Source organism: Dactylosporangium sp. NPDC050688 (assembly GCF_040654515.1).
Taxonomy (GTDB): domain Bacteria; phylum Actinomycetota; class Actinomycetes; order Mycobacteriales; family Micromonosporaceae; genus Dactylosporangium.
On record NZ_JBFAIC010000051.1, the window covers coordinates 64928 to 89122 of the forward strand.

At 70.2% G+C, this 24195-nt stretch carries 22 protein-coding genes and 1 pseudogene; 9 read left to right on the top strand and 14 right to left on the bottom strand.

The window, feature by feature from the left end:
- Positions 1-3: 3 nt before the first annotated feature.
- Both AB0H83_RS36090 and AB0H83_RS36095 read right to left on the bottom strand, forming a co-directional pair.
- Positions 4-414, bottom strand: a complete 411-nt coding sequence (locus tag AB0H83_RS36090; protein ID WP_360103051.1) for a ribonuclease domain-containing protein — start codon at positions 412-414, stop codon at positions 4-6.
- Between the two features lie 44 nt (positions 415-458).
- Positions 459-923 carry a hypothetical protein gene (locus tag AB0H83_RS36095; RefSeq protein ID WP_360103107.1) on the bottom strand — a complete coding sequence of 155 codons (465 nt, stop codon included), beginning with the start codon at positions 921-923 and terminating at the stop codon, positions 459-461.
- A gap of 68 nt (positions 924-991) precedes the next feature.
- Here AB0H83_RS36095 and AB0H83_RS36100 point away from each other — a divergent pair, with 68 nt between their 5' ends.
- The 8 genes from AB0H83_RS36100 (at position 992) to AB0H83_RS36135 (ending at position 8530) form a co-directional block, all read left to right on the top strand.
- Positions 992-1372, top strand: coding sequence for a GntR family transcriptional regulator (locus AB0H83_RS36100; protein ID WP_360103053.1), 381 nt, complete (start codon positions 992-994; stop codon positions 1370-1372).
- Positions 1369-2238 (top strand): ABC transporter ATP-binding protein, encoded by an 870-nt coding sequence (locus tag AB0H83_RS36105; protein WP_360103055.1) that lies wholly within the window; start codon positions 1369-1371, stop codon positions 2236-2238. Before AB0H83_RS36100 ends, AB0H83_RS36105 begins: the two co-directional genes overlap by 4 nt.
- Positions 2235-2930 (top strand): hypothetical protein, encoded by a 696-nt coding sequence (locus tag AB0H83_RS36110; RefSeq protein ID WP_360103057.1) that lies wholly within the window; start codon positions 2235-2237, stop codon positions 2928-2930. The genes AB0H83_RS36105 and AB0H83_RS36110 overlap by 4 nt, the downstream gene beginning before the upstream one ends.
- A gap of 124 nt (positions 2931-3054) precedes the next feature.
- The gene (locus AB0H83_RS36115) at positions 3055-4179 is read left to right on the top strand and encodes a M20 family metallopeptidase (RefSeq protein ID WP_360103059.1); all 1125 of its coding nucleotides are present in this window, start codon (positions 3055-3057) and stop codon (positions 4177-4179) included.
- Positions 4176-5159, top strand: a complete 984-nt coding sequence (locus tag AB0H83_RS36120) for a GNAT family N-acetyltransferase (protein ID WP_360103061.1) — start codon at positions 4176-4178, stop codon at positions 5157-5159. The genes AB0H83_RS36115 and AB0H83_RS36120 overlap by 4 nt, the downstream gene beginning before the upstream one ends.
- Entirely contained in the window at positions 5160-6287 is a 1128-nt protein-coding gene (gene menC / locus AB0H83_RS36125; protein ID WP_360103063.1) for an o-succinylbenzoate synthase, read from the top strand.
- A 67-nt stretch (positions 6288-6354) separates the two neighbouring features.
- On the top strand, positions 6355-7878 hold the full coding sequence (locus tag AB0H83_RS36130; RefSeq protein ID WP_360103065.1) for an MFS transporter: 1524 nt from the start codon (positions 6355-6357) through the stop codon (positions 7876-7878).
- A gap of 7 nt (positions 7879-7885) precedes the next feature.
- Positions 7886-8530 (top strand): TetR/AcrR family transcriptional regulator, encoded by a 645-nt coding sequence (locus AB0H83_RS36135; protein WP_360103067.1) that lies wholly within the window; start codon positions 7886-7888, stop codon positions 8528-8530.
- Between the two features lie 78 nt (positions 8531-8608).
- Here the strand turns inward: AB0H83_RS36135 and AB0H83_RS36140 are convergent, their stop codons facing one another.
- From AB0H83_RS36140 to AB0H83_RS36195, 12 genes are all read right to left on the bottom strand, one after another.
- Positions 8609-9853, bottom strand: coding sequence for a hypothetical protein (locus AB0H83_RS36140; protein ID WP_360103069.1), 1245 nt, complete (start codon positions 9851-9853; stop codon positions 8609-8611).
- A 37-nt stretch (positions 9854-9890) separates the two neighbouring features.
- Positions 9891-10577: a hypothetical protein gene (locus AB0H83_RS36145; protein ID WP_360103071.1), complete on the bottom strand. Its 687-nt coding sequence runs from the start codon at positions 10575-10577 to the stop codon at positions 9891-9893.
- A 9-nt stretch (positions 10578-10586) separates the two neighbouring features.
- Positions 10587-12203, bottom strand: coding sequence for a M23 family metallopeptidase (locus AB0H83_RS36150; RefSeq protein WP_360103073.1), 1617 nt, complete (start codon positions 12201-12203; stop codon positions 10587-10589).
- Between the two features lie 43 nt (positions 12204-12246).
- Complete coding sequence (locus tag AB0H83_RS36155; RefSeq protein ID WP_360103075.1) at positions 12247-12780, bottom strand: hypothetical protein; 534 nt, start codon at positions 12778-12780, stop codon at positions 12247-12249.
- 91 nt (positions 12781-12871) lie between these two features.
- Positions 12872-13375, bottom strand: coding sequence for a hypothetical protein (locus AB0H83_RS36160; RefSeq protein ID WP_360103077.1), 504 nt, complete (start codon positions 13373-13375; stop codon positions 12872-12874).
- A gap of 28 nt (positions 13376-13403) precedes the next feature.
- Complete coding sequence (locus AB0H83_RS36165) at positions 13404-14108, bottom strand: hypothetical protein (RefSeq protein WP_360103079.1); 705 nt, start codon at positions 14106-14108, stop codon at positions 13404-13406.
- The gene (locus AB0H83_RS36170) at positions 14105-16951 is read right to left on the bottom strand and encodes a hypothetical protein (protein ID WP_360103081.1); all 2847 of its coding nucleotides are present in this window, start codon (positions 16949-16951) and stop codon (positions 14105-14107) included. The genes AB0H83_RS36165 and AB0H83_RS36170 overlap by 4 nt, the downstream gene beginning before the upstream one ends.
- 24 nt (positions 16952-16975) lie before the next feature.
- Complete coding sequence (locus AB0H83_RS36175; RefSeq protein WP_360103083.1) at positions 16976-19660, bottom strand: ATP-binding protein; 2685 nt, start codon at positions 19658-19660, stop codon at positions 16976-16978.
- Positions 19657-20334, bottom strand: coding sequence for a TcpE family conjugal transfer membrane protein (locus AB0H83_RS36180; RefSeq protein WP_360103085.1), 678 nt, complete (start codon positions 20332-20334; stop codon positions 19657-19659). Before AB0H83_RS36180 ends, AB0H83_RS36175 begins: the two co-directional genes overlap by 4 nt.
- A 51-nt stretch (positions 20335-20385) precedes the next feature.
- Positions 20386-20646 carry a hypothetical protein gene (locus AB0H83_RS36185; protein ID WP_360103087.1) on the bottom strand — a complete coding sequence of 87 codons (261 nt, stop codon included), beginning with the start codon at positions 20644-20646 and terminating at the stop codon, positions 20386-20388.
- Positions 20647-20697: 51 nt separating this feature from the next.
- Positions 20698-21894, bottom strand: a complete 1197-nt coding sequence (locus tag AB0H83_RS36190; protein WP_360103089.1) for a conjugal transfer protein — start codon at positions 21892-21894, stop codon at positions 20698-20700.
- A gap of 303 nt (positions 21895-22197) precedes the next feature.
- Positions 22198-23574, bottom strand: a complete 1377-nt coding sequence (locus tag AB0H83_RS36195; protein WP_360103091.1) for a hypothetical protein — start codon at positions 23572-23574, stop codon at positions 22198-22200.
- 271 nt (positions 23575-23845) lie between these two features.
- On the opposite strand from AB0H83_RS36195, the pseudogene AB0H83_RS36200 reads away from it, so the two are divergent.
- Positions 23846-24195 (top strand): annotated as a pseudogene (locus tag AB0H83_RS36200) (hypothetical protein); the annotation flags it as partial.

A 24195-nucleotide genomic window follows, 5' to 3' on the forward strand; every position in this document is an offset into this window, starting at 1 on the left:
CGCTCACAGCCGGTAGAAGTTCACGTAGTGGTCGGGGGAGTACCACGTCACGCCCGTGCCGCGGTTGACGATGATGCGTTTCGCGTCACGCGCCGCGCCCTGGTTGCGGGGGATGACGTCGTACTCGTAGTAGGTCGCGCCCGCCGGCAGCTGCCCCTCCCGGTTGTAGAACTGGCCGCCGGCGAAGTTGTACTTGCCGTACGGCCACCGGTACCAGTTGCGGGCGGTGGGGAAGCCCAGGCTGCTCCAGCCGGAGCGGGCGGTGCGCGCGTCGGCGCAGCCTGAGATCGTGCACGAGGAGTAGACCGACGCGTGCGCCGCGTCGGCGGTCGACGGTGCCACCACGGCCGGGCCGGCGACCAGGCCGGCGACCAGCACCAGCGCGAGAGTGAGCTGTGCGAGCAGACGAGTCATGCGTCGAGCCTGCGCCACAGGCATCGACGTATGGAAGATTCTATTTATGTCCTACTGGTGAACACCCGCACCGGGACGTTGAGGGTGCCCGGGTCGACGCTCCACTGCGCCGCGACGCGGTGCACGTCGCCGTCGTCGACCAGCTCGCCGAACGAGCGCTCCAGGTCCGAGGGCTCGCCGAGCTCGGCGATCTCGCCGTCGGCGGCGGCGAACGAGCGCAGCAGGTCCCCGTCGCGGGCGCGCTGCCACCGGTACACCTGCAGCCCTCGATGTGAGGAGAAGAACTGCACCTCGGTCGCCAGGGCGGCGGACAGCCCGGTGACGTCGGGGCGGTCGCGCATCAGCGCCATGCCCAGGACCAGGACCCATCCGTCGACCGGCGGCGTGACGATCACCCGGTCGTCGGTGAAGTAGGCCAGGTCGACGCCGGAGCGCCAGTCGGTCTCGCCGAGCTCCGTGAGCCCGAGCGCCGCGGTGGGATCCCGGTCGCGCACGGCCAGCCATGCCATCTTCTGCACCCCTCGACGCTACCCGTTGACTTCCGCGTGCCGGGGTTGCATGGTTCATTACATGAGTAATGAACCGACGAACCAAGCCGATGGATGACGGCCGGCCGATCTTCCTGCAGATCGCGGAGCAGATCGAGACCGCGATCATCGACGGCTCACTGCCGGAGGAGACCCAGGTCCCGTCGACGAACGAGCTCGCCGCCTTCCACCGGATCAACCCGGCCACCGCGGCCAAGGGCGTCAACCAGCTCGTCGACGACGGCGTGCTGCACAAGCGGCGGGGCATCGGCATGTTCGTCTCCCCGGGCGCCCGGGCCAGGCTCCGGCAGCGCCGCAGGGACCGGTTCGGCGAGCAGTACCTGCGGCCCCTGCTGGCGGAGGCGGCCCGGCTCGGCATCGACCCCGCCGAGCTCAAGACGATGATCGACCGTTACGAGGAGCAGCGATGACCCCCGTCGTGTCCGTGCAGGACCTGTCGAAGCGGTACGGCGCCGTCGCCGCCGTGGACGGTGTCAGCTTCGAGCTGCGCCGCAACGGCATCTACGGCCTGCTCGGCCGCAACGGCGCCGGCAAGACCACGCTCATGCAGCTGCTCACCGGCCAGCAGTTCGCCACCGCCGGCACCGTGCGCGTCCTGGGCGCCGACCCGGTCGAGAACGAGCGGGTCCTGCGGCAGGTGAGCTTCATCAAGGAGAGCCAGCGCTACCCGGAGACGTACAAGGTCCGGCACGTGCTGCTCGCCGGGCGGCTGCTGTTCCCCGCGTGGGACGAGGCGTTCGCCCGCTCCCTCGTCGCGGACTTCCAGCTGCCGCCGTCGCGGCCGGTGAAGAAGCTGTCCCGGGGCATGCTGTCCGCGCTCGGCGTCACCGTCGGGCTTGCGTCCCGCGCCCCGATCACGTTCTTCGACGAGCCGTACCTGGGCCTGGACGCGGTGGCCCGCCAGCTGTTCTACGACCGGCTGCTGGCCGACTACGCCGAGCACCCGCGCACGGTCGTGCTGTCCACCCACCTCATCGACGAGGTCAGTGACCTCCTCGAGCACGTGCTGCTCATCGAGCGCGGCCGGCTCGTGCTGGACGAGGCCGCCGACACCCTGCGCGGCCAGGTCGTCACCGTCACCGGCCCGGCGCAGACCGTGGACCGGCTCACCGCCAACGCCGACGAGCTGCACCGCGAGCACCTCGGCCCGCTGACCCGCGCCACCGTGCGCGGCGCCGTGTCCGCCGGGGACGCCCGCGAGGCCGGCGTCCAGCTCGAACCCGTCAGCCTGCAGCAGCTCGTCGTGCGCATCACCACCCGGGAGGCCGTGTCATGAACCGCGTCGTCGCCATCGCCCGCCTGCACGCCGCGGGCCGCCGCGACGGGCTGGTGTGGCCCCTCGTGATCCTCGCCATCGCCTTCGCCGTCAACCTGCTCGTCTTCGGCGCCATGGGCGACGACATCGGCGACCGCCCCGTCACCGGCGGGCTCGCCAGCGTCTACATCACCGCCCTCGCCTTCGGCGCCGTGGCGATCGCCCAGCAGTTCCCGTTCGCGCTCGGCATGAGCGTCACCCGGCGCGAGTTCGCCGCCGCGCTGGGGCTGTTCACCGTCGCCCAGACCGCCGCCTACGCGGTGCTGCTCGTCGTCCTGCAGGCCGTCGAGGACGCCACCGGCGGCTGGGGCATGCGGCTGCGCTTCTTCGGCGCGGGCTTCCTCGACCGCGAGGGCGTCCCCGCCCAGCTGCTCATCTACGCCGTGCCGCTGCTGCTGATGACCCTCACCGGCGTCGCCCTGGGCACCGTGTACGTCCGCTGGCACTCCAACGGCGTCTTCGCCGCCGTCTGCGCCGTCCTGCTCGCCGGAGGCCTGACCGCGGGCCTGGTCACGAAGTACGGCAGCTGGCCCGCGACCGGCGAGTGGTTCCTGCGGCAGAGCGCGCTGTCGATGTTCGCGGGCTGGCCGTCGATCGCGGTCGTGGTGCTCGCCGCCCTGTCCTGGGCCACCCTGCGCCGCGCCACCCCCTGACCGCCATGCCTGACCGCCGGCACGCGGCAGGCGGGGCCGCCACCCGCCGCGCGGCGGGTGGCGGCGGCGCGACCTTCCGCGCGCGGCGGAGGTCCCGGACCGAAGATCCGGATAGGTTGGTGCGATGAGCGCGTTGGAGAAGCTCCGGGCCGCCGCGCCCGTCATGCGTGAGGACCTCGCCGGGCTCGTCGCCGTCGAGTCGCCGTCGTCCGACCTCGATGCCCTGGCCAGGTGCGCCGACGTCGTCGCCGAGCTCGGCCGGCGGTGCACCGGCCTCGCCCCCGAGCGGGTCGTCGTGGCCGACCGCCCGCAGCTGCGGTGGCGCTTCGGCGGCGGGCCCGCCCGGGTCGTGCTGGTCGGGCACTTCGACACGGTGTGGCCGGTCGGCACCCTCGCCCGGTGGCCGTTCACCGTCGACGGCGCGCGCTGCACCGGCCCCGGCGTGGTCGACATGAAGGGCGGCCTCGTCGTGCTGTTCCACGCCCTCGCCGCCCTCGCCGAGGCCGGCGACCTCGACGGCGTCGCCGTGGTGTGCAACTCCGACGAGGAGATCGGCTCGCCCGCCTCGCAGGCGCTGATCGAGGACACCGCCGCCGGCGCGGCCGGCGCGCTGATCCTGGAGGGCAGCGCAGGGGGCCGGCTGAAGATCGCCCGCAAGGGCATCGCGCACTACGCGCTGAACGTGACCGGCCGCGCGTCGCACGCCGGGGTCGCCCCGCACCTGGGCATCAACGCCGGGATCGAGCTGGCCCACCAGGTGCTGCGCATCGCGCAGCTCGGCGCCCCGCCCGGCACGACCGTGACCCCCACCGACTCCACCGCCGGCACGACCAGCAACACCGTGCCCGCGGCGGCGCGGCTCAGCATCGACGTGCGCGCGTTCGACCCGGCGGAGCTGGCCCGGGTCGACGCGGCCCTGCGCGACCTGCGGCCGGTGCTGCCGGGCGCGCAGCTGCAGGTCGAGTTCGGCCCGTCCCGCCCGGCGATGCCGGAGTCGGCGACGGCGGCGACGTTCGCCCTGGCCCAGCGGGTCGCCGCGGAGCTGGGCCTGCCGCCGGTGACCGGCGAGGCGGTCGGCGGCGGCTCCGACGGCAACCTCACCGCCGGGATCGGCGTGCCGACCCTCGACGGGCTCGGCGTCATCGGCGGCAACGCGCACGCCGAGGGGGAGTGGGCAGACCTGGCGAGCATGCCGGAGCGGGCCGCCCTGGTCGCGGGGCTGGTCGCCGCGATCGGCCGGGAGCCGTGACACCGCCCCCGCCCCCGCCCTCGCCCACCGGCCCGGCGGAAGGTCCGGCGGAAGGTCCGGCAGAAGGTCCGGCAGAAGGTCCGGCAGAAGGTCCGGCGGGCGGTCCGGCGGGCGGGTCGCTGGTCGAGGACGCCTGGGCGTGCGCCCGGGCCGCCGCGCGGCACGCCGGGGTCGAGGTCGTCGAGACCGCCGCGGCCGCCGGCGCCGGGCACCCGTCCGCCTACGAGGACACGTCGCTGCTGCTGCAGCGGGTGTGGCGGGCCGACCACCCGGCCGAGGTCGCCGCGCCCGGCCTGCTGCGCACGTACGCGCACTCGGGCAACTACGTCGCCGGCGCGTACCGGGGCGGGCGGCTCGCCGGGGCCGCCGTCGGCTTCTTCGGCCGGGACCGGACCGGCGCGCCGCACCTGCACTCCTTCGTCGCCGGGGTCGAGCCCGGCGGTCTCGGCCGGGGTGTCGGGTTCGCCCTCAAGCAGCACCAGCGGGCCTGGAGCCTCGCCCGGGGCGTGCCCGAGGTGCACTGGACCTACGACCCCCTGGTGCGCCGCAACGCGTACTTCAACCTCGCCAAGCTCGGCGGCCGGGCCGTGCGCTACCTGCCGGAGTTCTACGGCGCGATGGCCGACGGCATCAACAGCGGCGACCTCAGCGACCGGCTGCTGCTCGTGTGGCGGCTCGACGCGCCCGCGGCGGTCGCGGCCGCCCGCGGCACCCCGGTCGTCGTCGACGTCGCCGGTACGGCGAAGCTCCTCGACCGCGCCCCGGACGGCGCCCCGGTGCCGGTGCCGGACGCGGTGGACGTACCGCGGCTGCTCGTGGCGGTGCCCACCGACGTGGAGGACCTGCGCCCGCGCGACCCGGCGGCGGCCCTCGCGTGGCGGCTCGCGGTGCGCGAGGCGATGGCCGGGCGCCTCGCCGCCGGCTGGCGGGTCGAGGGCGTCACCCGCGACGGGTTCTACCTGCTCACCAAGGAGGCGTAGATGCGGCTGGAAGGCCTGGAGCTGCGACGGATCGCGATGCCGCTGGTCGCGCCGTTCCGCACCTCGTTCGGCACCGAACGGGAACGGGACGTGCTGCTGGTGCGGGCGGTCGGCGCGGACGCCGAGGGATGGGGCGAGTGCGTGGCGATGGGGGCGCCGCTGTACTCCTCCGAGCACGTCGACGGCGCCGCTGAGGTGATCCGCCGGTTCCTGGCCCCCGCCCTCGCGGCCGCCGCGGCGGGCGGCCTGGCGGAGGGTGTCGACGCGTGGACGGCCGAGGCGGCGTTCGCGCCGTTCAAGGGGCACCCGATGGCGAAGGCGGCGGTGGAGACGGCGGTGCTCGACGCCGTGCTGCGCGCCGCGGGCATGCCGCTCGGCGGGTTCCTCGGCGCGGTCCGCGACCGGGTCCCGGCGGGCGTCTCCGTCGGCATCATGGACTCGGTGCCGGCGCTGCTGGACGCCGTGGCCGGCTACCTCGACGCCGGCTACCTGCGGATCAAGCTCAAGATCGAGCCCGGCTGGGACGTCGATCCGGTCCGGGCGGTCCGGGAGCGGTTCGGCGACGCGGTGCTGCTGCAGGTGGACGCGAACACCGCGTACACCCTCGGCGACGCGCGGCAGCTCGCCCGGCTCGACCCGTTCGACCTGCTGCTCATCGAGCAGCCCCTCGCCGAGGACGACGTGCGCGGCCACGCGGCGCTGGCCCGGCTGATCCGCACGCCGATCTGCCTCGACGAGTCGATCGTCAGCGCCCGCGCCGCCGCCGACGCGATCGCGCTCGGCGCCTGCTCGATCGTCAACATCAAGCCCGGCCGGGTCGGCGGCTACCTGGAGGCGCGGCGGGTCCACGACGTCTGCGCCGCCAACGGCGTCGCCGTGTGGGCCGGCGGGATGCTGGAGACCGGCCTGGGCCGCGCCGCGAACGTGACCCTCGCCGCGCTGCCCGGGTTCACGCTGCCCGGCGACACGTCCGCCTCCGACCGGTACTACGCGCGCGACATCACACCGCCGTTCGTGCTGGCCGGCGGGCACGTCGCGGTGCCGCAGGGCCCCGGCATCGGCGTGTCGCCCGTCCCGGACGTCCTGGCGGAGGTGACGACGGCCACGTCCTGGATCCCGCTCAAGTAACTTTACAGCCGTTAGCTGACGTAGTTAACCTTACGGGCGTAAACAAACGTCCGTAAGGAGTGTTCCCATGCCCGACCATCCGCGCCGGTGGGCCGCGCTCGCGGTGCTCAGCCTCACCCTCGTCGCCGTCACCCTCGACAACTCCGTGCTGAACACCGCCCTGCCGTCGCTCGCGCACGGGCTGCACGCCACCACGTCAGACCTGCAGTGGATCACCGACGCGTACACCCTGGTCTTCGCCGCGGCGTTGATCCTCGCCGGCAGCCTCGGTGCCCGGCTCGGCTCGCGGCGCGCCCTCATCGGCGGCCTGCTCGTCTTCGGCGGCGGGTCGGCGGTCGCCGCGCTGTCCGACACGCCGGAGCAGCTCATCGCGTGGCGGGCGGTGATGGGGCTCGGCGCCGCGTTCGTCATGCCGGCCACCCTCGCGATCATCACCCGCATCTTCCCGCCGGCGGAGCGGCCGAAGGCGTTCGCGGCGTGGTCCGCGGCGGCCGGCATCGGCGTGCTCATCGGCCCCGTCACCGGCGGGGCCCTGCTGGAGCACTACTCGTGGAGCAGCGCCTTCTGGATCAACGTGCCGCTCGTCGCCGGCGCCCTCGTCGCCGTGCTCTACCTGGTGCCCGCGGTCCCCGTCGTGCGCACCGGCCGGCTCGACGTGCCCGGCGCGCTGCTGTCCACCGCCGCGGTCGCGCTGCTGGTCGACTTCGTGATCCAGGCGCCCACCCGGGGCTGGACGGCGGCCACGGGCCTCGCCGAGCTCGGCGCGGCGGTGGTGCTGTCCGTCGCGTTCGTGGTCTGGCAGCTGCGGGCCTCCTCGCCGCTGGTGCGCCTGGACCTGTTCGCCAACCGGACCTTCCTGCTCGCCGCCCTGTCCCTGGCCGTCGTGTTCTTCGTGCTGTTCGGCACGCTGTTCGAGCTGTCGCAGTACCTGCAGCTGGTGCACGGGTACAGCCCGCTCGTGGCCGGGTTGGGCGCCATGCCGTTCGCCGTGGCCATGGCGGCCACCTCGGCGACCTCGGCGCTGCTGTCGAAGCGGCTCGGGGTGCGCTGGACCCTGGTGCTCGGCCTGTCCCTCGCCGTGGTGGGCCTGCTGTCGCTGTCCACCACCGCCGTGGACACCGCGTTCTGGCAGATCGCGGGCGGCACCGCGGTCATCGGCCTGGGCATGGGCATGATGATGGCCCCGGCCAGCCTGCAGATCAGCGGCTCCGTCCCGGCCGAGTACGGCTCCATGGCCGGCGCGCTCAACAGCGTCATCCGCGAGCTCGGCGGCGTGCTCGGCATCGCGGTCCTCGGCACGGTCGTCTCCTCGGCGTACCGCGGCGATCCCGGCCTGGTGCTGCCGGACGCCGACCTGCCGGCCGCGCACGCCGCCGCGGCCGCCATGCCGCCGGCCGACGCGCAGCGGGTCCTGTCCGCCGCCGACGCCGCGTTCACCTCGGCGATGGACCGCGGCGCGCTGGTCGCCGCCGGGATCGCGCTGCTGATGGCCGTCGCGGTGGCGGTCGTCCGCCCCGCCGCCCCGGTGCCGCCGGTCCCCGCAGCCGAGGACGCGCCCGCCGGGGCGGTGCCCGTGCCGCAACCGGCATGATGGACCGATGAGCACCTCGGGAGGCCGCACTCGCAACCGCAGGGGCGAGGGCGGCCTCCTGCGTGACGAGATCGTCGCCGCCGCCGAACGCATCCTGGAGCGCGAGGGTGACGAGGCCGCGATCACCCTGCGGTCCGTCGCCCGTGAGGCCGGCATCGCCGCCCCGTCGATCTACGCCCACTTCGCCGACCGTGACGCCATCATCGAGACCGTGCTGGACATCGCGTTCGAGCGGCTGCGCCAGCGCATCCTCGACACCATCGGCGCCGGGCCCGACGACCCGGTCGAGTCGCTGCTGGCCGGCTGCCATGCGTACGTCGACTTCGCCCTGCGCGAGCCCGCCCGGTACCGGGTCCTCTTCGGCCGTCTCCGCGAGGGCCGCCCGGAGCTGAAGATGCCGCTGCGGCTGGAGGACGTGCCGCCCCGCTGGCGCAGCCGCCTGCAGGCGTTCGAGGTCCTCGTCGACGGCCTCGCCGCGTGCGCCGCCGCCGGCCGCTCGGCCAGCACCGACCCCTTCACCGACGCGACCATCCTGTGGACGTCGCTGCACGGCGCGGTCATGATGCGCCAGTTCGTGCCCGGCTTCCCGTGGCCGCCGTTCGAGGAGACCGTCGACGCGCTCGTCCTGCGCATCGGGCGGATCACCGCATGACGGCCGACCTCACGGCCGCGCTCGCGTCGCTCTCAGTGTCCGGCTGAACGGGTCGGGTGCAGGGGGCTCGGCGGCGTGCTACGGCACCCACCGCTTGAGCGGGACAGCAAAGAGCGTGTCGTCGCCGCTCCGAGCGGCGCGGACCACCAGCAGCCCGTGACCGAGCCCGTCGAAGTCGCTCGGCACCGCGCGCGGGGTCCCCGCGTCCAGTGCCGCACCGGTCAGCAGGTCGACGACCGCCGGCTGCTTCGTGGCCGGCGGGAACGCCGGCGGTGACGCCGAAGGTGCCCTGCCGGCTGCCTCGACGACACCGTATGCGACCCCGTCCTGGATCTGGGTGAAGGTGTACGGACCGCCCCGCAGCGCCGTCTCGGCTCCGGTGCTCAGATTGAAGGCGCGGGACCCGTAGACGGCCCAGGCACCGTCGCGTGCCACCACGAAGGTCTGGGGCTGGTGGATCGCCGGATCGGTCGCGATGAGCCTGCTGGTGGCCCGGACCCGGCCGGTGAGCAGTTCGTGCAGCGCGAGCGTGGTCCGCTGGTCGGTACCGATCCACGACGCGACGACGAAGGGCCCGTCGACTGCCACGACCGTCGCCGTCGCGGGGGATGCGACCCCCGGCGGCACTCGATCCTTCGACAGCCACCCGATCTTCTCCGCGATGAGCCCGAACCCGCCGGCGAGGGTGACCAGCACGTCGGTGCCGTACGACCGGATCGGCACCTGACCTGGCGTGACGAACACCTGCGCGACGCCGGAGGCCGGCCGGTACACGAAGGCTGCGCCGCCCTTGACCCTGGTCACCAGGACGCCCCGGTCGGTGACGGTGACCACCGGCGGCTTGCCTTCCGCACCCTCGAACGTGTGGTCCTGAACCGGCCGCACGTTGCGGCCGACCGCGTACGCGTCGAACACCCACAGCGTGGTCGCCGTGTTGACGGTGGACTCCACCACGACCCACGCGTGCCCGTCGTCGGAGGTGAACCTGGCCTGCGGCGCACCAGCGGTGATCGGGATCGGCACAGACATCCAGCGCGGCACCCCGGTGCCGGGATCGAGCACACTGACCGCGTAGCCCCAGGCGCCGGCCGGCTGCAGCACCAGGATCCCCGGGTCCGCGGCCGCAACGGTCGAACCGCGTCGGACCGCGACGGACCAGTCGGCGACGGCGGCGAACGTCGACGGCATGCCGGACACCGCGACGCGGGTGGAGGGCGCCGGTTTCTCGGCCGCCGGAGCGGTGGTGCAGCCGGCGGCGAGCAGCCCCGACAGAACGACCACAATACCCCGGCCGCCGACCGGCCGTGTGGTGGTGTGCTTCATCCACGTGCTCCCAGGGTGTTCGTGTCCACGGTTTCGCTCAGTTCGCCACGGGGCTGCGTCCGGGCAGCACCCGGTCGACGACGCTCACGACTTCCCACTTGACGGCGTTGTGCGCCAATCTGATGTCGATGACGAGCCCGGTGTCGTAGGTGAGGCGGGCCTCCCCGACCGTGGCGGCCAACTCGTGCAGCTCGACGTTGACGACGGCGCCGGTCGGGACGTTCTCGATCGGCACGTTCTTGTACGGTGCGGCCGTGTCCGCGTTCAGGAACGCTGCGAGCCGCTCGTACCAGGCCCGCTGGCCGCCTTGCGTATTGGTGAATGCCCTGCCGAAGCCCTCGGCCGTCTCCCTCAGCCCCGGCGGCGTGGATCGTTCGCCGCGGTCGGTGCCGCCGGGCGTCGCGGTCGTGGACGGCGGGCTGGACACCGCCGGCGCGGTGTCGTCGAACGGGTCCTGTCCCTCGTCCCGCAGGTCGCCGGGTTCCCCCTCCACTTCGCTCGGATCGGCCGGGCGTGACACGCTCGCCGGCGCAGTCGGCCCGGCGGAGGGGGGCGACGCCGCCGGGCTGGCCGTGGCGGCGTGCTCCGGCTTCTCGTCCCCGGCGATGAGCTCGACGTAGACGTAGACCCCGACGAGCACGAGTGCGACAAGCACGGCGAGCCAGGTGGTCAGGGTGCGCCCCCGAGCCGATCCGAGCAGGGCGGCGATGCGGCTGTTGTCCATCGTGGACTCCTAGAGTTTCACGCCGCGCTTGGCCATGAACCGCTCGGGGTCGACCGGCTCCCCGCCCTTCGGGTGGACCTCGAAGTGCAGGTGGTCGCCGGTGCTGTTGCCCGTCGAGCCGACGTAGCCGATCTGCTTGCCGGCGGTGACGCGTTCACCCTCCTTGACGCTGAATTTGCTCTGGTGCGCGTAGTACGTGACGGTGCCGTCGGCGTGCCGAATCTTGATCAGGTTGCCGAAGCCACCGGCCGCGCCGGCGAAGATGACCTCGCCCGCCGCAACCGCGTAGATCGGCGGCGGATTGACATACGGGCCGAACGGGGCCAGGTCGACGCCTTCGTGGTCATGGTCGGTGTGCGCGGCGTCCCGCACGCCGAAGTGGGTGCTGATTCGGTAGCCGGCCCGCAGCGGCGCCGTCCAGGTCCCCTCGAAACCGGTCGCGGCGTTGCCGTACACACTGATGTGCACGTGATCTTGGTGCTTGGTGGTCGGGTCGCCGCTGTGGTTCGTGAAAACGCGCCAGCCCTCGGCGTCGCGTTCGATGTTCCAGATCTTGACATCCCAGATCAAGTACTTCACGCCCAACGCTTTCGCATTGGTCCGCAGCCATTCGGCCATCTTCCAGCCAAGTTGATTGCCGGCGGCGGTGTTCCAGCCCGGGACCATCGCGTCGATCGCTCTGCCGGACGGGTGGTCGGAGGGACCATTTCGCTCGCCGATGCCGTGAAACTCAACGATCGTGGGGAAGTTCTGGTGTATGCAGCGGAGCACCCGCAGCGCGTCGGGCGTCAGCGCTTCCTTCTCCTCCGGGAACTTGGTCTCCGGGCAGTCGAGCCCGAGCCCGTTGCCGCACAGCGTTCCGCCGACGTTGCCACCGACGTTGCCGTTGCCGTTGCCGTTGCCGTTGCTGTCGCCGTCGATGAAGCCGACGCCGCCGACGTTGATCGACGGGGCCGAGGCGCCGAGATTGGCCACGATGTCGCGAGCCAGGCGTTCCCACCGCGCGTACCTGTCGGGGTAGGCCGACACCTGCACCTCCTGCGCGGCGTCCCCGGGCTCCATCGCCTGCCAGCCTTTGACGTCGAACAGGCCGCGCTGCCCGTCCTCGCCGCCGGTGAAGAACATCGCCGCCGACATGGCCGGGTCCATCCGAGCCGCCATGGGGCCCCAGGCGTCGCGCTGTTGGAAGAGACCGACACTGTCGTGATCGCCGGCGTCGACGCCGTCGTGGGGGTAGTTCAGCGAGCCCGGGTTGCGTCTGGATGCCTTGTTGAGCAGGCTGGCCTCCTGCTGGGCGGTCATCAGGGCGATGACCCAGCCCTGCACGGGAACGTTGAAGCCCTTGGCGACGCCGATGATGGTGATCGAGTTGCGGCGCTGGGCCTCGCTGAGCGTGGCATAGGTCTCGCCGTCCCCGGCGTTGGCGCCGGAGACGGCGAGGTCGGACCCGAGGATGTCGGTATCGCAGCCAGCCGTCGTCTCTCCCATGATCAACAGGGAAGAGGAGGAATTGACCGCTCCCGCGAAGAGCACCGCCATCAGGGACATGCCCGTGCCCATGCACACCAGTACCACAGCCAACAGTGCGGCGAAGATCGCCAGCACGCCCGCCACTATCTTCTTCACCGGGTGTCGCACCTCACGTTCGTCTCGGGCCAATACCTGGTGATCACCGGCTGGTCTTGCCCTCGGGCTGATACGTGATGCTGCGCAGCCGGTAGGTGTCGGCATTGCGCGTAAAAGTCACGGTGCCGTGCAGACTCGCCTCGACGAACGTCACGGTTTCGAGCTGGTCACCGGCCCGCGTGACGGTCATCCTGGCTGGGGCGGGCACCGAGGCGACTCGGGCAACGGCGGCGCCGACGGCTTGCGCCTGCACGGCGGTGAGGCCGTCCAGCTTGACCCGGCGCTGCTCACCGCTGACGGCTTCGCCGGGATCAGTGACGGCCAACGGCGTATAGGCGAATGTGCCATCGCTGATTCGGTCGAGAAACTTGACGGTGATGTCGAAATGCCCGCAGACGGCTGGGCCGTCACGCAGGCAGGCGAAGAGCTCCAGCATCGCGGCGGCCCGCTTCTCGGCCGGAATCGTGGCACTGTCGGGGCTGGTGACCGCCCGGCCGGCGGCGAACGTGATGAACAACGAGGCGCCGACCACCGTCACGGTAGGCACCAGCAGGATCGGCGCGATGAAGTAGAGCACGAGGGGGCGCCAGTTGTTCCGCAGTCCCGACCAGACGCTCGCCTCTATTCCCGATCCGGGCACCGCGACCCCCCTGGATTCCGGCGGCGGCTCATCGCAGGGACCACCAGGTGCGGAACAACTCGACCAGCCGGCGGCCGTTGCTGCCGATGCGCAGCAGCACAATCGCAAAGCCAACCAGCATCGCACCGGTGAGTGCGAGCTGCCCGACGTTCAACATTTGCAGCTGGGCGCCGGTGTACGCGGACGCGACCGCGGCCCAGGCCACGGTGCGCCACGGTGCGGTGCGGGTCGGCCAGAGATGGACGGCGATGCCCGAGAACAGTGCCAGCCCAACGCCCATGAACATCGCCGAGCCGTAGGCGACATAGGGAGCCACGAGCGCGATGTACATCAACATCGAACCAAGCCAGAGAAAGACCACGAAGAACGTGCGGATCGGCTGGCCGAACAGGCGGCGCGCCCACCGCTGCACGCCCCAGCGCATTGGCCGTGGCCCGGGAGGCAGTGGCGTCAGCGTCACGGTCGGGGTTGCCGGTTGCGCCGGTGCGCTGCGCTTGGCCTTCGTCACTGGCCGTCGGTTCTTGGCGGACAACCGCCGCACCTCCTTCCCTTCGCTAGGGTTACTCGACCCGGACCCGGATGATCGACCAGGCGCCGCCCAGTTCGCTGGCGACCTGGGCGGGAGTCTCGCTCGGACCGGGAGCGGGGCCGGCCGACGCGTTGGACGTCCACGTCAGTTCGACGCGGTAGGTCGGTGTGTTGGTGCGCTGTCCACTGAGACCGGTGACGTCCTGCAGCACCTGCACCCGTACCTCCGCTTTCAGTTGCTCGAACAGCACCACAGCCGGGGGCACGCCGCTCACCCGGGCCGCCGCCAACGCTTTGTCGTGCGTGTACTGCGGCCAGCGGGCGGTGGCCTCGGCCAGCAGCGTCGGCCGGAGCTCGGCCGACACCCCGGGCAGGGCGTTGACGTAGCTCTGGGGGGTGCGATTGGCGTCGTACGTCGCGTATGCCTGCGCGAACTTCACGGCCGTCGCCACGGCGGCGTCGTAACGGGCCCGGTCCTCCGGGCTGTACTGGTTCCGGTCCAGGGTGTCCTGGGTGGCCTGCCGATTGGCCAGGAACGGATCGGCGGCGAACGGCTGGACGTTGGGTGCCTTGTTCTCGGGGAACACGTTGACCCAGTCGTCCGTTCCCGACGTTCCGGCGGCGCCGCCACCGGTCAGGCGGGCGGCAAAGATGAGACCCAGCGCTGTCGCGCTCAGGCCGATGAGGACCCGGCGCACCAGCCGGCCCCGGTAGGTGGCGAAGGGGCTCCGGTTCATCGCGGGAAGAAGTGCAGCTGCGGGTTTTCGGTCATGAGCGCGTCGAATACTCTCCTGCCCAGCCCGTTCACGACGTCATCGCTCATCATGGGGCTGGCCAGCGCCGTCCGGTAATCGTTGACCGCGTCGAAGGCCGGGTGGTCCCGCGGGATGGACGCCGCAGCAGCGGTAAACGCGGCGAGGTCTGCAAGGCGTTCGTCCATGTCGAGTTGGGGGGACCGGTGCCGCATCACACCCAGCAGGGAAATCTCGGAGAAGTCCTGCGCGGTGTCGCCGACTGAATACAGCTCACTGATCTTGTCCGGCAATCCATATGTCCCCACGGCATCTACGGCCTCCTGAAACACCTCCCTCCACTCCGTCGCAGAAGCAGGAGTGAATTCCAATCTCAGGAGCGCGGCCGTCGCCGGGTGGCGTGGATCCATCTGACCAGGCTGATGATACTCGGCGGACAGAACTCGGGGATTCTGCTGCAGCAGCGCTGCGACATCTTGCTTGGTCAGCGTCCTGTGGGGGTTATTAGGATCATGCAGGAGGCGCCTCATGATGTCGGCGGACGCCAGGTCCACCTTGGCCTTGATTTCGGTGCCGTCGGTGAATTGCGGCGAGTTGAGGAAGTTGAAGGCCTGTTCCTTGGCTGTCCGCAGCATCCCTGCGTACAGCAGGTTCGGATCGACGTCCTTGTTGCTCGGGTTGGCCGGATCGAGTGGGTGGTGCCTGCGAGTCGTTTTGTAGTGGTCGGCAAACGTCTTCGCCAGCGCGGCGATGCGCCCCTTTCCGGTGGTGGAAGCTGGGTCGTACCCGTCCCCCTTGAAGATGTCACGGGTCTTGTGAGCAAAATCAGCAAACTGTATGCCCTTGCCAAGAAGCCCTCCGACCTTCCCGCCATGCTCGGCCAGGCCCGTCGCCAGTTTGCCCGCGGTGCCGCCTTTGATGGCTGCGGCGCCGAGGCTGGTGCCGCCGGTGGCCACGGCGGCCGTGGCGACCACCGCCGCCTTGGCCGTCCACTTCGCCGCGGTCTTGGGCGCGTCGACCGACTTGTTGACGATCTCGGTATCGTTCCTCGTGACGGCCTTGCCGATCTTTCGCGCCGGGAAGTACAGCGTGATCATCGTCCAGAAGTAGATGATTGCGGCGAACGGTTTGAGCGCCCACGGCACTTCTGGCACGCCGGAACCGGGAGTCGGGTACAGCAGGACCGCCATCGAGTTGGAGACGAACAGCACCACCAGCACGCCGACGCATTGGTAGATGATGACCCCGACGGCCCGCTCGCCGTACCTGATGACGAAGTCGCGCCGAGTCGGGAACATCCCGATGACCAGCCACAGCGGCGCCCACAGCAGGATCCAGAAGAACATCATCTTCTGGTACGCCACGAAAAGGGCGGCGAACCCGAGCGCGAACAAGACCGTGAAAGCGGCAATGCCACCGGTGAATGCGGCCGCCAGTCGCTGGTTGTAGCGTTCGCCGCGGAAGTTGTCGATCCACTCCGAAGTGCCACCGGACGTATCGCAGGTTGACTTCATCCACCGGTTGTTTTCGTCGTCGGCGTTTCCCTTCTTATCGTTGGCCTCCTCTGTGTCATTGCACATGAACTTGACGACGGTCAGAAACGGCACCTTCTCCCATTGGTCGAACTCGGTCCAAAGTTCCGTCTTGGTGCCGTCACCGATGCCGTAGCCGGCGTTGTTCCAAGCGTATGCGTCAGCCGTAATCTGCACGCCTGCCGGGTCGTTCCCGACATAGAGGCCGTTGAGGATGGCCTGCGACCAACCGATCTGATTGTTCGCCTCGGCGGCGCGGTCTGCCCGCGCCTGGAAGTCGCCGACCTCGCCGAACATCCAGGTGTTGTACGGTATGCCGCGCCACAGCGCGTTGTTGAGTCCGTCGCTGCCGCCGCCGGCGCAATTGCCGGGACTGAACGTGCCGACCTGGTTGTTCACGCCAGCCTTTATCATTTCGCAGGCGGCGTTGCTGGTGAAATCGGCGACGAAGGTGTTGGCGGTGGCCACCACCTTGGTTGTGTTGTTGGGGAGCCAGAGGAGGATACCCATGCAGAAGCCGATCCACAGTGCCGCAGACAGCGTCTTCGATATTGAACCGCGCGTCTTCGCCCACACCAGTGGTAGCCCGACGGGTATGATGATCGCAGCCACCCACGGCTTGAAGATCGCCGTGAAGGCCGCGATCCACGGGCTGATCAACAGGGCGAATATGTCGTACAGGACATTGTCGAGGGCGATTTTCACCCCCGCCATCGTCGCCATGGTGGGCCACTTCACCAGAAACTCGAAAATTCCGCTCGCTATCGAAGAGGCCCCGAGACTGATGCCGCAACCGCTCTGGTAATTCGTCCACTCCAGGGCGGTGAAGCCATACCGCTCGTACGACGGGTGGATGACCAGATCGTTGTCGCCGCCGGGAGGGTAGAGGGCCTGCAACCGTTTGTAGGCACTATCGTTCTGGACAATCTTCGTGGGCTTGACCGTCTTGCGCAATTGGGCATACCTGGCCGCGTCAGCGTCGTCTTTCGGCATGTTCAGCCCGAAACTCATATCGACGCCGTACACGGTCGCTACCTTGATGTTCTCCGGATCACACCAGTTACTGAGGTCGGCGATTTTGTTGTTGAAGTCATCCACCAGGCCCGCCTGCGCCGGTGTGGCGCCGACACCGCCGAGGAACGCCAGCATGCCGAAGAGGATCGCGACGAACATCATCCCGCGACGGAGCCAGCGCCGGGCGGGAGAGGCCTGCCGCCGGGCGGCGGCGCGTTCCGCGGCTGCCACCCGGGCCGCGACAGCCAGGGTGGGAGTGCGGTTCGAGCGCAGAGCGATCATCGTGGGCCTTTCTGAACGCGCTGGCTACGCAACGGTGGCGGTACTGTCGTTGAAGGTGGTGACCGGGTTCGTGGCGAGGCGGCGTTCCTTGCTGACCGCCTGGGTGTTGAACTTGTCCAGCAGCCAGTCCGACCAGATGTCGACCTTGACGCGCGCCACCCGACCGCGCGGGTCACGGAACAGGAACTCGCCCTTGCCGAGGTTCATCAGCATGCGCAGGTTGGTGTCGGACGGTTCGATGCCCAGCAGGTGGCAGGCGGCCCGCGCCTCGTCCTCGTCGACGCACAGCCCGCACCATGCGGCCGACAGGGACCCGCTGTCGACGTCCTTGGCGGACTGGCTCATCTGCCGCACGGAGCACCGGCGCGACCGGCCCATCCGGCGCAACCAGTCACCGAGGGCCTCCGCGCGTGAGGTGCGTTTGATGACATGCCACTCGTCGAAGACCGCGCTCTTCGGCGCCCAGTGCGGCATGTTGGACAACAGGCTGCGGATGTAGTCCACCATCAGTCCGGACAGCACGTCACTGATGATGTTGGTCAGGCTCGGCGCGGGCTGGGTGCCCGACGTGGTCACGTCGCTCGTGCGCAGCCCGATGGCGATGAAGACCGTCATCGTGCCCTCGACGATGCGCATGGTTCCGCTCTCGCCGGGGTCACGGAAGAACAGCCGGCCCAGCGTCGACCGCTCCACCCGGTTGAGGTGGCGCACGAGCAGGTCGGCGTGCTCCTGCCACACGCGCCGGCGGTTCTCCGGCATCTTGGCCAGTTCCGGGTCGGAGTAGTCATTGGTGCTGATCGCGGTGAGGATCTCCACCACGCCCCGCATGGTGGCCGGCACCCGCTCGCGGGCCTCGCGCTGCAGCACCACCTGCACCGCGACGCCGAGGATGTTCGCATACGTGAGACCGCCCGCCGGATTGTGCACGTACTCGGAGCACAGCGCGGAGAGCACCTCCAAGGCCAGCGTCTCGCGTTCGTCGATCAAGTTGTGGTGGTCGACGTCGGCGATGGCGAACGCGTCGAGTGAGATCGACGACTTGGGATCGAGCAGGTCGATCAGGCGTACCTTCTCCGGGTCGAGATGCATTTCGTTGGCGTACTCGTACAGCGGGCGGAAATCGCCCTTGGGATCCCAGATGAACTGGGTGACGCCGCGGAGCGCGTCTTCCAGGGCCACCTTGAGCCCGCGGCTCACCGTCTTGCCGGAGCCGGGGAAGCCGGTCACCACTTCGGTCGGCGCGCGGTCGTCGTCGTCCGCGACGTTCTGCAGGTCGAAGAAGACCGGCACGCCGGGCTGAAGTGTGCCGTTGGCGTCGAGGAGCACCGTGTGGCCCTGGTAGGTGCCGGAGTTGTCGCCGACCGTGGAGGTCAGCCACGGCATCCCGGCCGCGAGGTACGACGCGTCGGTGCGCTGCAACCAGTCGGCGATCAGCAGGTCCGAGCCGGGCAATGACTGGTAGAACAGCTCGCGCTGGTCCAGGGGCGGGCACACGAGCTCGAAGTGGATGTCGCGGTAGTGCCGGATGAGCGTCACCACCTTGCGCATGAGCACTTCCTTGTCGACATCCGACACGCACAGCGTGGCCTGCCAATACGTCAAGGGCGTCCGCCCCATCCGTACGCGCGTCTTCACGTCACGCAGCACCGACTGCTGGATGAGTGTGGCCTCGTCCGGCTTGTACCCGGCTTCGACGTCCTCGTCGAACTGGGCCTCCGCCGCCCAGATCGGCCGCTCGAGGTCCTTCTCGGCGCGTTCGGGGTCGATGATCTCGAACCGGATGCTCATGTCGACCGGGAAGTCGAGCGAGGTGGCGTGGTGCGTCCAGTTCTGTGAGTAGTGCAGGTGGTCCGGGATGTAGCTGAGTACCAGGAAAGCCGCGTACGACGTGCCCGTCCCGGTCGGCGTGGTGAACTTGACGCAGTTGTAGCGGTCCTTGCCCGACTGCCCGAGCGGAACCTCCTCGGTGAACGAGGCGAGCACGGTGCGCCACTTGCCGATGCTCCACTCCGAGTCGTCGGCCGGGGCGATGTCGGGCGTCGGCTGGGCCGGCGTGTCCAGGTGCCGGACGATGCCCTCGACTGCGGTGCGCCCGATCGGGCGGGCCCGCAGCCACGAGGTTTGCAGTGCCTGGTTCAGTGCGGTGGCCTGGTCGCCCCAGAACTCGATCTCGTCGGCGTCCGGCTGCGAGTCGTCGATGCCCGCACCGCTGGCGAAGAACGCCATGGCATCGCGGAACGAGCCGATCAGCCCGCCGCGGTTGCCCCGTGCGCCCATCCGCACGAACAGGTAGACGTCCTGCTCCCAGAACTCGCTGCGCTCGATCGCGTTCCGGGAGTCCGCGACGTAGCCGGCGAAGGCTCGGGTCGCGTACCTCGCATAGCGCTCCAGCAGCGCCCGCTGCCATTCGTCCGCGGAGTGGACGCGGTTGGTCACCAGCAGATGACAGGCGTTGTCCTTGGCGGAGGGCAGCATGCGATCAAAGATCGAGACACCCGAGTAGTAGTAGTTGAGCCGGTCCTTCTCCGGCAGGAACCCCCACGGCTTCGGCGGAATCGCGTATCCGCACCAGGCGGCGTCCGTGCTGACGAAGAAGTCGTCGGACCCGTAGACGATCGGAAGGCGGTGCGCGTCGCGCGCCTCCTTGTCGAGCAGCAGGCTGACATCGGTCATGGCCCGGGTCTCGGCCATGCGCTTGAAGAACTTCACTGGTCGGCACCCTTCGGGTCGTCGTCCTCCCCGGGCACCACGACACGCCCGGCGGCACCGCGCATCCGGCGACGCCACGCGTCGTCATCCGTGCCGACGACGCGTGGGAGCGTTGCGGCGCGCTCGGTGACCACACTCTCAAGCCAGGTGTCGAGGTCGACCCGCTGGCCGCCCGGGGGCGGGTCGGTGTCGTACGTCGAGCCTGGCGGCAGGTGCGGGCGGAGCGTCGGATGGGCCTGCCAGATGCGCAGATAGTGCATCCGGGACCCGGCCGCCGGACGGTGGCGCAACGGGACGCCACGCCGGTGCACCGGATCGTCGAGCACCTTGCGCAGCAAGGACCGCACGGATCCGGGTATGGACTTGCCCGACTTCATCGGCTTGCCGACCCGTATGGCGAGCAGCACCGCCGGCACGAGGAAGTACAGCAGGTAGAACCGCCAGCCAGGGCGCACGCCGGTCAGGACGAACAGCGGCGCGAGCACCGTGCCGTAGAACACCAGCAGCGCTATCACCACGAGGAAGAACGTCACGAACTGCTCGACCCCGAGGCCACGGCGCATCGGCAGGGAGATGTCCTGCACCTTACGGATCCGCTTCCGGATTTTGAAGAAGTTGCTGTAGGAATGGGCGATCAGCCCACGCTGCTCCAGATCGTCGTGTTCTTCGGCCACGGGTGCGGGACACCTCCTCGCGTCGGGTGCGGCTGCTCTCGCGAACCTGGCTCAGGGGATCTTGATCAGCGACACGGCCCACACGATGACGTCGCTGAACTTTGCGGGCAGGGTGGTGGTCAGCAGCTCTGGATACACGAGAAACGTGGCGAGCAGCCCACCACCCAGCGTGACCGTGACCGCACGACCGACACGGCCCTTGGTCCGCCCGTACTCGTAGACGCCGAGCACCACGGCGCCGATCCAGATGAGCGTCGCGATCAGCCCATCGAAAGGCGTTTCGATTTTTGCGGCGAGGATGATGTCATGCATTGGTGGTCCTCCAGATAGGTGCCAACACGGATGGCACTCGGCGGCGGCACGTCACCCGCCGGCCCTAGACGGGTTCGTGGTCCCTGACGGCACCGTGGCACCGGGGAACGACGTGCCCGGCACGACGGGACTCCCCGAGGGGTTCGGATACATACCAGGGCTGTTGCTGGTGGCCGGGTCGACGGCCGTCCCGCCGGGGTTGCCGCCGCCGACGCCGGGGTCCTGCACCGGCGCCACGGGCTCACCGGTGACGAACCATTGCGCACCGCTCTTGGTGAGCGGCACCTCGTACACCGTGGTGATCGTGGCGGCCGAGCCGGACACGCTCCACGTGACCGCGACTGTCGCGGTGTACTCGTCGCTGTCCTCAGACGCCGAACGCAGCGCCACGTTGCCGATGGTGGGCAGCGGCGAGGACATGAAGGCGCCGCCGAGCCCCATGGTGCGTAGCCCGGACACCGTGTACTGGCGCAGCGCGGCCTGGTCGGAGGCGGCCCACGCGGCGAAGAAGCCGGGCAGGAACGCGGTGCGCAGGTCTTCGGCGCCCTCCCGGTCCACCTGCTGCGCCGGGCTGAAGGGCAGGCTCGGCGCGCCGGTGCGCGGCGCGCACGCGGTGGGCACCGGGTTGCCGGCCAGTGCGAACGCCCATGGCGCACCGCTGCCGAAGTCTTTCGGCTTGTACGCGAAGACCGGCAGCGCCACGCACCGCCAGGTGCCGTCCTGGATCTGATAGACCGCGTCGATCGTCGCGTGGTTCGCGTCGCGGACCTCAGGCTCCGGGTTGACGGAGGCGTAGAGCACCTGCTGGACCCCTTTGCCGTTCCAGCCGGCCTGGCTGTCCATACCCTGCGACAGGTAGGGCGCCAGCAGCACCGCGCGCTGCGTCGTGGCGCGCTCGTCCCAGGTGCCCCACACGCGTGCTACCTGGCCCGCCCACATCACCGCATCACCCTTGGGAAACTGCGACCCGGCGGCGAGCATCTCGGCGCGGACCAGGTCGGCGATGTCGACGCGCCCGGGCTTGTTGAGGGCGACCACCAGTGACACCAGGGAAACGATCGGGGCGACGCCGAGCGCGCCGGTCATCAACAGCCAACGGCGACGACTGCCGGTGAAGCGCAGTCCCTCGGACAACGCCCGCGCCCGCTCGCGCTTCGCCTTGCGGGCCTGGCGGGCCTGGCGGGCGGTGCGCGATCTGGCCGGGACGGAGGTCTGGCCTGGTTTCGCGCCTGCCTCACGCACGGTCACGCGGAGCTCTCCTTTGCCCGGGGGTACATTTACATCGAGCAATTTTTTCTATGGGTCGACCAGGCCGCGACCACACGCTGGTGACGCCTTTCTCAGGAGACTCTGGACATTCGCGCCCCCGTTTCACACCGACTGCCGGTCGGCGCGATGCCGGGTGGCGGGCACGGGTACGGGTACGGATGAGCGTGACGGAGGGGCATCCACGCTGTCAATATCATCAAGGGGGATAAATCGCACCCGTTGCCATTCGCTCGTTGCTTGCGGTAACGCCACGGATACGGGGCATCACCCGTGACCCTCGGTTTACTTCCAGTCATTCACCGCGCCGGGGCGAAATGCCTCGTTGATACGCACCTTCCGCCCGGTGGGCGTGCTCGTGCCACCGGTGCGCGGAGCCTCGCCGACCGCGGGAACACCGCTGCCCGCCTTGATGTACCAACGTCGATACACGCCTTGATCTGCCAGCGCGCAACGATCGATCTGCACCCGCTGCTGGGTTCGCAGATCGACGCATACCGCTGTGTACGGATGGGTGGCACGCGCGGCCACCACCGCCCGGCCGACGCCGAAGCCGACCAGCAGCGCGACCACCACCACGAGGAGCAGCCTGCGCCGCCTCGGGCGGCGGCGCCCTGCTGGCTCCGGTGTCTTCTCCTCGGGCAGCGGAACCGCTTCGGATGGCGGCTCCGATTCCGGCGCGGTCTCCGCGGAGCTCGGGTTGGGCACGAACTCGATCAGCTGCGGCCGCATCGGGGGGACGGGCCCGCCTGGCCTCCGCATCGGCACGGGCGCCAACTGCATCGGCACGGCCGGGGACGCCGGCACCGGAAGACCCACAACCGGAGGATCCACAACCGGGGAAGCCGTAACCGCGGAAGCCTCGACCGGGGAAGCCTCGACCGGAGGATCTACAACCGGGGGAGCCTCAACCGGGGGAGCCTCAACCGGCGGCGCGGCCAGTGACCGGACGAACGCCACCAGCGGATCGTGCTCCAGGTCCGGCGCGATCGCCCGCTCGAGGACCGGGCCGGGGTCCGGGCCCGGTGCCGCCTGCGTCGCCGACTCGACCGCCGGCTCCCATTCCGGTTCCGGCTGAGACGGTGGAGTGATCGCCACCCGATCGCGCAACCTAGGCGGGGCGCCGCCGGCGCGCGATCCTGCTCGGTGTCTGCCGGCGCGACCGCCCGGTCCGGAAGTTCGCGCCGTCGCCGGCCCTGCTGGGGCAGCGGGCTCCGGCTCGATCTGCGCGGGCGTCGCAACGGAAGCCGCCGGCGTCGCGACGGAAGCCGCCGGCTCGTCAACGGGAGCCGGCGACGGGTCCAGCATCGCGACCGGCGGCGGCGGACCTGCCGCGCGCACCTGCTCCTGCACCGATGGGAGCCGACGCGCATCGGAGGCCGGCGGGACCGGTGACGCCGGTACGCGCAGATCGGCCAGCGTCAGCGCCGTCCGCGGCGGTAACGAGAAGCGGTGGACGCCCAGCCCGCCGGCGCGCTGGTCCTGCACCGTCACTTCCATCGGCGGATCGCCCGGGTCCCGACCGGCGGATAAGGCGGAGATCTCGTGCAACGCATAGCCCAACTGGGCTTCGCCTTCGTCGTGGGCGTCGACGGCGTAATACAGCTGGTGGGGCAGCGGCACACCGTTGACCACAAGGCCGCCACGCTGGTCCAACTCCACCAGGTAAGCGGGAAAAACCCGGCTCAAGCGCTGCCGCCTTTCTGGATCCGGTCGAGTCGGTGATCTTCCGGCCAGTGCTACCGACCGGTAAGATAGCACCTCGGTCGATACGGCACCAGACAACTGTCTCCGGTGTTCGTGAATGAGTGGAAGATCGACAGCACCCACCGCCAACCACGATGCCGGGGTAGTACAGTCCCGGTTCAACTTGGCGTGAAGGACCGGCGCTCTGCCTGACGGGCGGCAGACAGACTCGGCAGGAGTGGGGACCGTGAGCTCTGAAGGGCACGATGCGGGAGTCCGTTTCCTCGTCATCGTCGGGTCGGTGGTGGCCGGCGTCGGCTTCGCTCTCGCGCTGGTGATCTGGCTGGCCGGTCAGCTCGCGGCGCTGCTGTCCGGCAACGGCTGGCCCGACGCCGGTCCCGGCGATGCGCCGGGAATCCTGCTGAGGTTCGTGCAGCATCCGTCCGATCCGGCGCTCGCCTGGCCCGAAGCCGCCCGGTCGTCGTTCGGCCCGACCTGGCTGTTCCTGTTCATCCTCGCCGTCTTCCTGGTCGGCATGGCGTACGTGGCGAAGCACGTCGTCCGGCTGGTGGAGAACATCCGCCGCCACCGTGGGTT

Excerpts from the sequence above, each read along its gene's own strand:
- AB0H83_RS36185 (WP_360103087.1), bottom strand. The coding sequence starts at position 20,646 with ATGCATGACATCATCCTCGCCGCAAAAATCGAAACGCCTTTCGATGGG.
- AB0H83_RS36090 (WP_360103051.1), bottom strand. The coding sequence starts at position 414 with ATGACTCGTCTGCTCGCACAGCTCACTCTCGCGCTGGTGCTGGTCGCC.
- AB0H83_RS36095 (WP_360103107.1), bottom strand. The coding sequence starts at position 923 with ATGGCATGGCTGGCCGTGCGCGACCGGGATCCCACCGCGGCGCTCGGG.
- AB0H83_RS36105 (WP_360103055.1), top strand. The coding sequence starts at position 1,369 with ATGACCCCCGTCGTGTCCGTGCAGGACCTGTCGAAGCGGTACGGCGCC.
- AB0H83_RS36170 (WP_360103081.1), bottom strand. The coding sequence starts at position 16,951 with ATGATCGCTCTGCGCTCGAACCGCACTCCCACCCTGGCTGTCGCGGCC.
- AB0H83_RS36100 (WP_360103053.1), top strand. The coding sequence starts at position 992 with ATGAACCGACGAACCAAGCCGATGGATGACGGCCGGCCGATCTTCCTG.
- menC (WP_360103063.1), top strand. The coding sequence starts at position 5,160 with ATGCGGCTGGAAGGCCTGGAGCTGCGACGGATCGCGATGCCGCTGGTC.
- AB0H83_RS36115 (WP_360103059.1), top strand. The coding sequence starts at position 3,055 with ATGAGCGCGTTGGAGAAGCTCCGGGCCGCCGCGCCCGTCATGCGTGAG.
- AB0H83_RS36140 (WP_360103069.1), bottom strand. The coding sequence starts at position 9,853 with ATGAAGCACACCACCACACGGCCGGTCGGCGGCCGGGGTATTGTGGTC.
- AB0H83_RS36135 (WP_360103067.1), top strand. The coding sequence starts at position 7,886 with ATGAGCACCTCGGGAGGCCGCACTCGCAACCGCAGGGGCGAGGGCGGC.
- AB0H83_RS36145 (WP_360103071.1), bottom strand. The coding sequence starts at position 10,577 with ATGGACAACAGCCGCATCGCCGCCCTGCTCGGATCGGCTCGGGGGCGC.
- AB0H83_RS36110 (WP_360103057.1), top strand. The coding sequence starts at position 2,235 with ATGAACCGCGTCGTCGCCATCGCCCGCCTGCACGCCGCGGGCCGCCGC.
- AB0H83_RS36130 (WP_360103065.1), top strand. The coding sequence starts at position 6,355 with ATGCCCGACCATCCGCGCCGGTGGGCCGCGCTCGCGGTGCTCAGCCTC.
- AB0H83_RS36165 (WP_360103079.1), bottom strand. The coding sequence starts at position 14,108 with ATGAACCGGAGCCCCTTCGCCACCTACCGGGGCCGGCTGGTGCGCCGG.